Source organism: Salsuginibacillus kocurii DSM 18087 (assembly GCF_000377705.1).
GTDB classification, from domain to species: Bacteria; Bacillota; Bacilli; order Bacillales; family Marinococcaceae; genus Salsuginibacillus; species Salsuginibacillus kocurii.
In genome coordinates this window covers 133949-145500 of sequence record NZ_KB898626.1, presented here as the reverse complement: position 1 = coordinate 145500, position 11552 = coordinate 133949, and the positions used below count along the sequence as shown (strand labels likewise).

The following is an 11552-nucleotide window of genomic DNA, read 5'->3' as shown; positions in this document are numbered from 1 at the left end:
TTACTTTCTTCTGAGCCGGGATTTTTTTAGTTTGTGCGTGCGGCCTGAGCATTTGATTATATAAGCATATCCCTTCTTCCCCCTCCAAAGCTGGAGAAAAAGGAAGATATATAGAGGAGAGAAGTGTGTACATAAATAAATGAAATTGTACGCCTAAGAATTTAATAATTTACGTTATATCTCCCCTATAGGTTGGGTAATACCTCCCCTAGGAAAGAAACGCTTTTACCTTGGCAATTACAGCTGGAGTAGATACAACTTTAGAAAGAAAGCGGGGGATCAGCTGATGCTGAAATATTATGTCTTATTGGTTGCTTCTATCATTTTCGAGGTGATAGGAGCAACGTTCATGAAAGTGGCAGAAGGCTTTAATCATTTAGGCGCCGGGTTGATCGTAATTGGTTGCTATGGAATCTCGCTTGCTTTCTATGTCATTATCACCCATCAGCATGAGATTGGCATCGTTAACGCGATTTGGTCGGGAGCAGGGACTGTATTGGTTTCTATTATTGGCATTGCTGCTTTTCAAGAATCAATCTCACTTGCCAAAACAGTCGGCATTATATTAGTAGTTGGAGGAGTTGTTGCGCTTAACTTGCCAGAAAAACCTCAAGCAAGAGAGGAGCTGACATAATGGGAGCCTTACTATTAACAATTAGTCTCTGTTTTTCAGTAATTGGCAACTTTATGGTCAAGCTCTCTAAAGGGTTTCAAAATAAACTTCCTAGTATCGGTGTATTTGTTTCGTTCAGTCTCTGCATATATTTTCTGACTTTAAGTGTTCAATATATGGAAGTTGGAATTGTTTACGCCATTTGGTCAGGAGTGTCTGTAGCTGCCACGACCTCCCTTGGAATTTTGTTTTTCCAAGAGCCAAGTTCACGAAAAAAAATTACCTCTATTCTGGTCATCATTGTCGGTGTCGTTCTCCTGCAATTTTACAGTTAATTCTCCCTCTGCTCCCCTTCCTGCTAAACAGCGTTTTGACGAGCAGGCTTTAGTAAAAACTGGCTGTTTCGGCTGCTTAGCCACTTATTAAAGGAGCACTTGAGTTTGGCGCTTCTGCAGAGCAGGCTTTGAAGCAATAGCTACTTCTTCCCTACAAAAAGTGGACGCCTCACCCGTTGCGAGTGACACGTCCACTTTTTTAATTTGCGCTGATTGCTACTTTTTGTGTTATTGGTTTTAATGCTACAGCAGAACGTTTGAAACCAGGCATCCCACAATCTGGGTCAAGCGTTCCATCCACCACATTATTGATGTTTTGTTTTCCTCCCCAGTGCATCGGAACAAATACTGTATCCTGCCGGATTTTTTTTGAATGGGTGCAACGCACGATCGTTTCTCCCCGCGCAGAAGTTAATATGACTTGTTCCCCATGCTTTAGCTCATACTTTTCAGCCGTTTCCGGATGAATGTGAACGGTCGATTCAATTTCTCTTGCAAATAGACGGGAACTACGCCGCGTTTGCTCTCCCGTTAAATAATGGCTCATCGTCCGGCCTGTGGTTAGATAGAGCGGATAGGCGTCATCGGTTTCTTCTTTTTCATGTGTTGCAGCAGGGTTATAGAACAGTTCGGCTTTTCCATCAGCTGTAGCGAATTGTTCGGTGAACATCTGCTTTTCATCTGCTGTTCCTTCGGCTCGGCACGGCCAAAATACCCCATGTTCCTCGCGAATTCGATCGTAAGTAATGCCGTAATAATCTGCTTTTCCGCCTTTGGAGGCAAGGCGAAGCTCATTAAAAATCTCTTCGGCTGAGGAAAAAGAAAAAAACTCCCCTTTTCCGAGCTGTTTGGCAATGTCTGCTAAGATCCTCCAATCATGCCTGGCTTTCCCTGGTGTCCGTTTAGACGCTTCTCTTAGTGTCACCCGCCCTTCAACATTAGTCAGCGTTCCTTCATCTTCCAGATAGGAAGTGGTCGGTAATACAACGTCCGCATAAGCAGCTGATTCTGTTAAAAACATGTCTGCCACCACCATAAAAGAAAGCTCTGAAAAACCGCGACGCACTCGGTCGGCATGCGGATTGGAAAGCAAAGGGTTAGAGCCGAACAAAAACAAGCTGCGAATCTTTCCTGTTTCCATAAGAGGCATCATCTCGTGGGCGGAGACGCCTTTGTCCGGAAGCTCACTTTCCCTGATCCCCCAAACGTCAGCTATATATTGACGGTCCGCTTTATTATCAATTTTCCGATAACCAGGTAGCTGGTCAGACTTTTGGCCGTGTTCGCGTCCGCCCTGGCCATTTGCCTGGCCAGTAATGGCTCCGTAGCCACAGCCATCCTTTCCTATTTTTCCAGTCAAAAGCAGCAAATTAAGAAAGTGGCGGACTGATTCATGGCCGTCTGTCTGCTGCTCTACTCCGCGCGCCGTAAAAATCATACCTGTCTGCGCACGGCCAAAACGGTGAGCTGCTTCTAACACTTCTCTTTCAGTAACATCCATTTCCTCATAGCTTGTATGGTTGGCTTCTTCCTGTAAATAAGCTAGCAGTTCGTCCAACCCGTTCGTCCGCTCGCGGCAAAATTCTTCATCAATGAGATCTTCTTTGATCAGGTATGAAGCAATACGTTTGGCTAGCGCTTGATCATACCCCGGTTTGATTTTCAAATGAAGATCTGCCATGGCCGACGTTTCCGTCTCTCTTGGATCAATTACAATAATAAATGAGCCATTTTCTTTTGCTTTTTCAAAATAAGGAACAAAAGTAGGCTGACATTCTGCAATGTTCGTGCCTGCTAAAATAATACACTTGGCCTCTTCAATTTCAGCTAGCTGGTTGGTGAGGCCACGGTCTATTCCAAACGTTTTTGTACTGGCAGACGCTGCTGCTGACATACAAAACCGTCCGTTATAATCGATATATTTGGTACCAAGCCCTACCCTGGCAAATTTCCCTAACAGGTATGCTTCTTCATTGGTAAGGGAGCCGCCGCCGTAAACTGAATGAGCGTTCGCTCCGAATTCATTGCCTATTTCTTCAGTACGTTTTTTAATGAGCGTTAACGCTTCTTCCCAGGTAGCTTTTTTAAATTCCCCATTCTCTTTAATAAGCGGATGCTTTAACCGCTCAGAATGAAAGGCATGCTGATACGCATTTTCCCCTTTCACACACAGTCTGCCATGAGTGGTCGGATTATCCATACCTACCGTATGATAAACGTAACGAGAAGGCGTGCGTTCTTCGATGACTTTTTTCTTGCACTGCATGCTGCAAAAAGGACATTGCGTTTCATAAATCTTCTCCGAAGCTACTTCTTCCAACCGGTTGCGAAAACCGGCCAACATATTTTCATTCATAACATGACCTCCTGAAATTCCCGGTCTCTCTGCATTTACAACAGTGAATATTCACCAATTGACTGAACCACTTCAGTTTGCATAACAAGCCGATCCTTTAAAGCTGCCTGGTTTTCTCCTGATAACAATAATTCACGTATATTTACCGGCGTGTAACGCTTCACCCAGTTGGCAAACGTTTCATTAAAATAAGCTGTCTCCCGGTATAGTTGAATTAAAGCAAGCACCGTATCCTTCAAATCTTTCACAGAGACAACATATAAAATTAAACGATCGCTACCATCATCCACATGGACTTCCCACATATCGTCTACCAGAACGAGTGTGAGACTATGCGGGCTGATTGATGAAGGGAACAGGTCATGCGTTTGCAAAGTAAAGGTGGTTGGGAAAGCGAGCATAAACAAGCCAGCTTCTACTTCTGCTAAAACTTCCTGTTGGAAAGATGTCTCCAGTCCAAAAGGTTCCAAATTTGCTTCCGGCTGGGAAGACTGAGGAACCTTCAAACTTTTACAAACTTCCTCCACTTTCTCTTCAGGAACGCCTTTCAATTGAATTCTTCTGTCCTCTAAGAGGCCAAGTTCGCTTTCAGGAAGAGAAGCTTCCATATAAATCCAGGGCTCCATCGCTTTTGAAATCGAATGCGTTCGCAGTGGAAAGGAAGAAATGCTGAGCATCTCTTCGCTCTCTTGCTTAATCCACGGTGCTCTGATGGTTCCTGCCTTCTCTGCTTCGCTAAATACAGCGAAATAATACCGTAAAGCAGGGAGGCAGGTTGCGCATCCTTTTTCCAGCCACTCCGAGGAGGCCAATAACTGCTCAAGTGCTTCCCAATCTCCTATAGCAATCCGCTGCCTTACTTCTTCTTCCTCCAGTGAAGTACAGCCACAAAATGCAGCTTCTTTTTCCGGCATTTCACAGCGGTCACTAACATCAAGCAGACAGGAGACATCTTTTGTACACCCGCCACAGGAAGTAGAAGCTTTCGTCTCTGTCTTGATAGTAGAAAGAGTTGGATTCTCCGTGGAAGTGATATGGCGCAGAATCGTCTCTTTGTTCACCTGATTGCATAAACAGATCTCTTTTTCCATCGGCATATCAATAAATGTTTCTTCTTCTGTACCAGCATGAAACAGTTGTCCCTTCTCTTCATTAGAGAGGGGTTTTTGCGTTTGAAGACGCTCGGTTACTTCATCAGCTTTTGAAGTGTCTCCAAATAAAATCGCTCCTTGGATGACATCATCGTATAAAACGACCTTTTTATAGAGCGGTTTCGTGCTGTCAGCTTGCACGATAACATCCCGGCCTTCTCCTTCTTCTACCTCCCCGGCAGTGAAAAGATCCATTCCGCCGATTTTCAACTTACTGTGTGTGGTACTGCCTGCATAAGGAAAAGACAGCTCTCCGCATAAATAATGAGCGGCGGCCTCTGCTTGCTCATATACAGGCGGCACCAAGCCATAGGTTTTTCCTGCGTGTTCTATGCACTCTCCAATGGCATAAACGTTTTCTGCACTTGTTTGCATATAATCGTTAACGATAATCCCGTTATTCGTTTTAAGCCCGCTTTGTTTAGCCAGCTCAATATTAGGCCGGATGCCAATGGCCACGACAACCAAACTAGCAACAAGCTCCTGCCCGTCGTCGAGTCTAACGTGTTCCGCCTGGGAACCTCCTTCAATGCTTTCAATACCTACATCGAACATAAAAGAAATGCCGGCATGTTCTAGTTTTTGCTGCAAATATGAAGAGGCTGTTTTATCCAGCTGCTGATTGAGTAATTTGTTTCCTTTTTGCACGACTGTCACTTTCATACCAGACTGCCTCAACCCGTAGGCGGCTTCCAACCCAAGAAAACCAGCACCGATTACGACAGCCTCTTTCCTAGGTTCAGCCAGGCTCTCAATCTGTTTCGCATCAGCTATCGTGCGAAAGGTATGTACTCCTTCTTTATCCATTCCTGGGAGTGGCGGTTTAATAGGAGAGGAACCGGTAGCTATGACTAACTCATCATAAACGTAACTATCTGCTGTGGTATGTATTTGTTTTTCTGCTGTGTCAATTTCTAGCACTCGCTCGTTTGTATGCATCGTTAACGTGTCCGTTTCATACCACTCTTTATTGTGTAAAAACAAGGACGACTCTTCTACTTCATGTTGAAGGTAAGAAGAAAGCATGACACGATTGTAAGGAAACGCTGGTTCTTCCCCAAAGCAACGAATGGCGTATCCTTGGCTTTCATAAGATAGGACCATTTCAATAAAACGTAAGCTGCTCATGCCGTTTCCGATTACAATAAGTGTTTGATTCATCACTCGTTCCCCCTAATTAAACCGCTTCGTTAAGCTAATCGTTTCTCTTTGCCTGTATTTACTTAATGTACGAGTTTATTAATACCTGCAGGCGGAAAAAGTCGTTTCGCTCAGGAAAATATCGGCTTTCCTGTTTGATTCGAGCTTGTCGTTTGAACAATTGCCTTTGTATGCTCAACTATCACTTCTTCTAAGGCTTCCTTAGCCCCTAAATGCGGACATACTTTAAAGGTTTTATGCAGATGCTTATGCTGCACGTTTTGGACTACTTGATGAATCTCTTGCATCAGTAAGCCCGTAAAGAGCAAGTAAGGAACTACATAAACAGTCTCTTCTTCCTGCCTGGCAGACTGATGCATCGTCTCTTGAAAAGGAGGATTTGCAGCAGCTAAAAAACAAGTTGCCGCGTTGTTAAACTGGTGTCTGTTTTTTAGGATCTCTGTAATCTCTTTTACTTGAGAAACTACAGCTTCTTCACTGCTTCCGCGGCCAACAAGAACGAGCCTGGATGCACCGGAATCTTGTAATATGCCAGCCTCGGTCAAATGGTCACTTACAATTTGCAATAAAGACTCGCGAATCCCTAACGCGTCTCCCAACTGAATCGTAAGCTCTGGGTGTACGTGTTGAGCCCTGCTTAATTCAGCTGGTATGTCATCATGCAAATGGCGGGCTGAGAAAAGTAGGACAGGGACCACATATAACTCCGTGACGCCTTGGGCCACGCAGCGTTTAACCCCTTCTGGAATGGTCGGTGCGGCCAGCTCTAAAAAAGCTGTCTCTTGCACAGGTACAGGAACTTGATCTTTAACTTTTTCGGCAAGGGATTTAACTTGTTCGTTGCCTTCCTTAACTCGTGTGCCATGCCCGATGTAGAGTACGCCTTTCACTCTATTTAACCTCCTTTAGAAACAAGTCCAGCGGCCGGTTGAAGGGGGGATAGCGGAAGACCAGCTTCTAACGCAAACGCTTCTACTTTTTCATTTAAAGCAAATAGATTAAGTTCCAATGGCCATTCTCCCTTGGCAGTCTGCCACTCCACTGCTTCTACTGCTTGAATGTCCTCAAGTAAAAGGGAAGTTACATGTCCATCAACCATCATTTGCTTGATCCCTTCCAATTGCTGAGCTTCTACCAAATATTCGTGGGTCACAAGGTGGTTTGGCAGTACTTGCCCTGGCTGCACAGCATGCTTTATTTCCAAAGCACTGCCCAGAAGCAATTCGCCCCCCCGGCGTAATGAAGGTTGTTGTATAGTTACTGAGAGTCCACGTTCTTTTAAATAGCGCTGTACTGTTTCATCCGCGGCATAAAAGTCACCCTGGACCTGGCGAATGTCTTTATTAAGCCGTTCAAGTGTATGGAAAAAATGAGCCGCTGCCGTTGTAGACAAAAACAGGTAGCGTTCATGCGTTGCAAATGCTTTCTCCCACTGCTTCGGTTCAACAGATAAAAACTTTTTCTCTACCGTTAACTCCCGGTCAGATAATTCTTTTGGAGTGGAAGGATTTTTTAAAACAAGTTGTTTCTTCTCAGCTTCCGGTTGGAACCACTGGATGTCTTCTTTTAGGCCAACAACATCTCCGACCATAATTACCGCAGGGTTTTCAATGTGCGCTTCTTCACACACCGTGCCTATGGTAGCAAGAGTACCTGTTACTTCCCGCTGCCTGCTTAAGGTAGCCCATTCGGCGACAAGTACGGGAGTTTCTCTCTTTTTACCATGCGCAATCAACTGTTCTGCAATATAATTTAAGTTCTTCACTCCCATATAGAAGACGATCGTGTCAACTCCTTCAGCTAAAGCTTTCCAATTTACAACGGGACGGCCTTCTTTGTCTTTTTGATGACCGGTGACAATAGAGAAAGATCTCGATTTTTCCCGATGCGTTATAGGAACGCCTGCATACATAGCACCTGCAATGCCTGCTGTAACTCCGGGAATGATCGTATAACTAATGCCATGATCTTTTAACAGGTGTGCTTCTTCGCCGACCCGGCCGAAAACAGCTGGGTCACCGCCTTTTAACCGCACCACTTTCTTTCCTTTGCGCGCTTCAATTAAGAGCATTGTTTGGATGTCTTCCTGCCGGAGGGTATGTTTACATGGCTGCTTGCCGCAATAAATCCGGGTGGCATCCGGCCTGGTTTCAGCAAGAAGGGTCGGATGAGCAAGACGGTCATAAACAACAACATCTGCTTCTTTTAATGCCTTCAAACCTTTTACTGTTAATAAGCCAGGGTCTCCAGGACCTGCTCCGATAAAATCAACATGTCCTACTTTTATCATCCAACCACCTCCTTCTTTCTTTTTAAATTGCTGAACAATCTGTAAGGTTCACCGTCATCCAATAACCTTCTAGCTTCGTCTATTCCTGCCGTGACAGAAGAAACTCTATTCAAAAGAAAATGTCTAATCCCAGCGTTATATACAACTTGCTCACGATACGGTTGAATGTCAGCGTTCTTCTTTCCCCCAAGAATTTGTTCTGTGATACTAGCCTGCTGTTCGGCTGTTATCGGTTCTTTAGAAATGGTTTGTTTACTTACTCCTGTCTCGTCTAAGCGAAACGTAAGCTGTCTTACCTCTGCGGAAGTAATCACATAAGCAAAGCTGGCTGTCCGGTCGACCGGCAAATCTTCGGAACCTTCATCACCTTGAAAAACAATGACTTTTTCGTACGGCAGTGTCTGCAGCATTGGTGTCATCCGCTCAATCGCTGTTTTATGGAATGCGCCTAGCAGCAAAGTGTTTCCTTGCGTTGGACACAACGTCTTTTCAATAGTATTTATAAATGTGCGCACGCCGAGTTGTTCACGTACGTGTCTTAGTTTTTTTAAGGGAGCGCAGCGTGTTTCGAGGTTCACATACGTTACCGCGCAACCATCTTGTGTCTGAGCTGGGTCAATACCGCACGCTTCTAAGATCACTTCAAGCGGCGTCCCATATTTTGGAGGAAGTGTCCGGCTCCCTTGCAACGTTACAGGCAACCCAGCTGCCGCACTTACAAAAGCCGCTGGTATGGTAGCAGCAAACCTGTGCCTGCCATCAAATGGCCCTGCACAATCCAGCCCGTTGGGAGATGGAAGGGGAAGTACCTGGGTGTGCTCTCGAAAAACCTCGGCAAAAGCTTGCAATTCAGCCCCGGTAGCTTCTTTCATTCTCATGAGAGAAAAGAAAGCTCCCGCTTGCACATCTGTCCACTGCTCATTTGCGAAAGCTTCCGCAGCTGTTCTTGCTTCTGAATAACTTAAATCACGACTTCCTTTTTTGCCACGGCCGATTGCTTTTATCCATTCTTCCATGTTGTGCCTCTCTCCCTTTTAATGGTTACGTCTATCATAAAACAACACAAAACCCTATTTGTTAGATCTTGATAGATATTCTGACACACTTTTCGAATAGTCTGACTTTTGATAGTGGTCAAAACGCTGGCACAACAAGAGTTACCATACGTTGTTCTGGAGAGTGGAGTTGAAATTGGTAAACCGCTTACAAGTTTCTCCTTTATGTTTCTTTATTCAAAGAGAAGAGGGGGGTAGAAGTTCTGGTAAAATAAACATATAAATAACTGGCGAAGGAAGGAGGAGATTGTCAGTTCATCAAGACTCCCTTGAACCGCTAGCAGGGGTTATGTACAAATCACTGCAACATTATGTATTCTTTACTTGCAAAAAAACATTTATTTACCTATGCTGCTGTATTACTTGGATTATTGATTCTCCACTTAGATATTTGGCTGCTGCTGGACCCCGGCTTGATCGAGCTTTTTATAGTTCAGCTCCTGTTAACTTCAAGATACTAATTTCTTCAACATGACATGCACTTCATTTGTCCATAATAGTTCATGGAAACAAAAAAACGTCCGTACCGTCATTTAAGACGTTACGGACGTTTGTATAGAACGAATTCCTCTTACTCAGCTGCTGCTTTGGTAGTAACGCATCGACATTTTCTGCACGGATTCCAACGACTGAAAATATTCCAGGGCGGAAAGATCTCCCCCATCTTCCATTAAAAAAGCTGTTTTCACGGCTCGCCTCATGACTTTTCCATTTCTAGTGTCTTCGGCAGATCCTCTATAAAAAAGAGTGTAGAGGGTCTTAAGGACTTCCCCATATTATCTGCGCAGCTTTGTAGTAGTTCCTCTTTTAGATGAATAAGATCTCTCGGCTCTGTATTCAGTACGGCAAAGCAGACGACGGCCTCTCCCTTATTTTTATCCGGGACACCTATGGCTGCGGCCTCCTTCACCGCCTCATGTTCGACTAGAATTGACTCTATTTCTGCCGGCCCCACTCGTTTGCCCGCTGTGGTAATAACATCGTCAGAGCGTCCGGTAATCGTCCAATATCCTTCTTTATCTTTTACGACCCAGTCGCCGTGCACCCATGTATCTTCCCAACGGTTCCAATAGCTTTTCTCATATCGTTCCGTATCCTTCCAAAACCCTGCCGTCATGCCTACCCATGGCTTTTTCACAACCAGCTCGCCGACTTCCTCTACTACAGAGTTCCCGCTGTCATTAAATATGTCCGCTGCCATACCTGGCAGAGCGCTATTAAACATTGCCGGACCAATCGGCTTTAACAGGATGTTTCCTAATATCCCTCCCGATGTTTCGGTGCCTCCGGAATAATTAATAATAGGCGTTTGGCTTCTTCCCGCTGTGCGGGACAGCCATTTCCACGGTTTAGGATTAAAAGGCTCTCCTGTCGAGCTAATTACTCGCAAGGAAGAAAGATCATTTATTTCTGTCCATTCTGTTCCTTTCTGCATAAGAGAACGCACCAACGTTGGGGATACTCCCAAATGAGAAATGTGGTACTTTTCCGTTAACTCCCACAACCGATTCGGCTGCGGATAATCCGGAGCTCCCTCATACATCATTAAGCAGGCCCCGTTTACTAAAGCGCCATATACAAGAAACGGCCCCATCATCCAGCCCATGTCTGTATACCAGCAGAATGTATCGTCTTCCTGGACATCCATACAGATCCCTGCGTCAAACGCAGCCTTTATCGGAAAGCCTCCATGATTATGAACGGTACCCTTTGGCTTACCCGTAGTGCCTGATGTATAAATGAGCATAAAAGGATCTTCGCTTTTTGCTTCTTCCACTTTTTTCAATGGAGATGAAAGCATCACTTCATCCCAGCTGATATCTACAGCACTCCGCCAGCCCATATCTTCTTTCGTCCGCTTTACGACAATGAGTTTTTCTGCTGAGGCTGCTGCATCCAACGCACGATCCGCTTCTTTTTTCATCCGCACAAGCTTGCCTTTTCTGAAATACCCATCTGCGGTAATTAGTATGTTTGAGCCGGCTGCCTCCATTCTTGAGGCTACCGCCTCCGCCCCATAGCCGGAAAAAACCGGAGAAAAAACCGCTCCTATTTGCGATAAGGCCATCATGGATATGACGGCTTCAGGAATCATCGGCATGTACAGTGTTACTACATCCCCTTTACGAATACCGAATTCTTTGAAACCGCCGGCGGCTGTATGAATTTTTTCTCTTAATTCTGTGAATGTATACTCTTCATGACTGCCGTCTTCGCTTTCCCACTGCAGCGCTTTTTTGTTTTTCGTTCTTTCTTTTTCCGTCCATTTAAATACAGCGTTATGAGAGGCATTTAATGTTCCTTCCACAAAAAAGTGAGGCCATTTTTTCCCATTGGAAAGATCTAGGGCGTTTTTGTAACGGGAAAACCACGCAATACCGAGTTCTTTCTCCGCCTGGCTCCAAAACCAGCTTTCGTTATCGATGGAAGCTTTATAAAAATCATCATAATGGTCAAAACCAAGAACCTTCATCCACTGATGCAGCCTTGTTGCTTTCATCTGTTCCTCACTGGGGTACCACCAGTCTTCAAGTTTTTCCGTATTTTCTAAGTTATTCATGTTCTTATTCTCCTTTTATCCGATTGGTTAT

8 protein-coding genes are annotated in these 11552 nt (G+C 44.7%); 2 read left to right on the top strand and 6 right to left on the bottom strand.

Annotated features, from left to right (window positions below):
* Window positions 1-286 precede the first annotated feature (286 nt).
* Complete coding sequence (locus D469_RS0109305; protein WP_018923120.1) at window positions 287-634, top strand: DMT family transporter; 348 nt, start codon at window positions 287-289, stop codon at window positions 632-634.
* The gene (locus tag D469_RS0109300; RefSeq protein ID WP_018923119.1) at window positions 634-948 is read left to right on the top strand and encodes a DMT family transporter; all 315 of its coding nucleotides are present in this window, start codon (window positions 634-636) and stop codon (window positions 946-948) included. Before D469_RS0109305 ends, D469_RS0109300 begins: the two co-directional genes overlap by 1 nt.
* Before the next feature lie 199 nt (window positions 949-1147).
* Here the strand turns inward: D469_RS0109300 and nasC are convergent, their stop codons facing one another.
* The 6 genes from nasC to D469_RS20075 form a co-directional block, all read right to left on the bottom strand.
* Window positions 1148-3304 (bottom strand): assimilatory nitrate reductase catalytic subunit NasC, encoded by a 2157-nt coding sequence (gene nasC, locus D469_RS0109295; protein WP_018923118.1) that lies wholly within the window; start codon window positions 3302-3304, stop codon window positions 1148-1150.
* Between the two features lie 35 nt (window positions 3305-3339).
* Window positions 3340-5616 carry an FAD-dependent oxidoreductase gene (locus D469_RS0109290; protein WP_018923117.1) on the bottom strand — a complete coding sequence of 759 codons (2277 nt, stop codon included), beginning with the start codon at window positions 5614-5616 and terminating at the stop codon, window positions 3340-3342.
* A 110-nt stretch (window positions 5617-5726) separates the two neighbouring features.
* Window positions 5727-6506 (bottom strand): sirohydrochlorin chelatase, encoded by a 780-nt coding sequence (locus D469_RS0109285; protein WP_018923116.1) that lies wholly within the window; start codon window positions 6504-6506, stop codon window positions 5727-5729.
* A gap of 5 nt (window positions 6507-6511) precedes the next feature.
* Window positions 6512-7906: a uroporphyrinogen-III C-methyltransferase gene (cobA, locus tag D469_RS21155; protein ID WP_018923115.1), complete on the bottom strand. Its 1395-nt coding sequence runs from the start codon at window positions 7904-7906 to the stop codon at window positions 6512-6514.
* The gene (locus D469_RS0109275) at window positions 7903-8922 is read right to left on the bottom strand and encodes an anthranilate phosphoribosyltransferase (RefSeq protein ID WP_018923114.1); all 1020 of its coding nucleotides are present in this window, start codon (window positions 8920-8922) and stop codon (window positions 7903-7905) included. The genes cobA and D469_RS0109275 overlap by 4 nt, the downstream gene beginning before the upstream one ends.
* A gap of 736 nt (window positions 8923-9658) precedes the next feature.
* The gene (locus D469_RS20075; RefSeq protein ID WP_338053734.1) at window positions 9659-11521 is read right to left on the bottom strand and encodes an AMP-binding protein; all 1863 of its coding nucleotides are present in this window, start codon (window positions 11519-11521) and stop codon (window positions 9659-9661) included.
* Between the last annotated feature and the right edge of the window lie 31 nt (window positions 11522-11552).

Coding starts and splice junctions, on each gene's coding strand:
- D469_RS0109275 (WP_018923114.1), bottom strand. CDS start 8,922: ATGGAAGAATGGATAAAAGCAATCGGCCGTGGCAAAAAAGGAAGTCGT.
- D469_RS0109290 (WP_018923117.1), bottom strand. CDS start 5,616: ATGAATCAAACACTTATTGTAATCGGAAACGGCATGAGCAGCTTACGT.
- nasC (WP_018923118.1), bottom strand. CDS start 3,304: ATGAATGAAAATATGTTGGCCGGTTTTCGCAACCGGTTGGAAGAAGTA.
- D469_RS20075 (WP_338053734.1), bottom strand. CDS start 11,521: ATGAATAACTTAGAAAATACGGAAAAACTTGAAGACTGGTGGTACCCC.
- cobA (WP_018923115.1), bottom strand. CDS start 7,906: ATGATAAAAGTAGGACATGTTGATTTTATCGGAGCAGGTCCTGGAGAC.
- D469_RS0109300 (WP_018923119.1), top strand. CDS start 634: ATGGGAGCCTTACTATTAACAATTAGTCTCTGTTTTTCAGTAATTGGC.
- D469_RS0109305 (WP_018923120.1), top strand. CDS start 287: ATGCTGAAATATTATGTCTTATTGGTTGCTTCTATCATTTTCGAGGTG.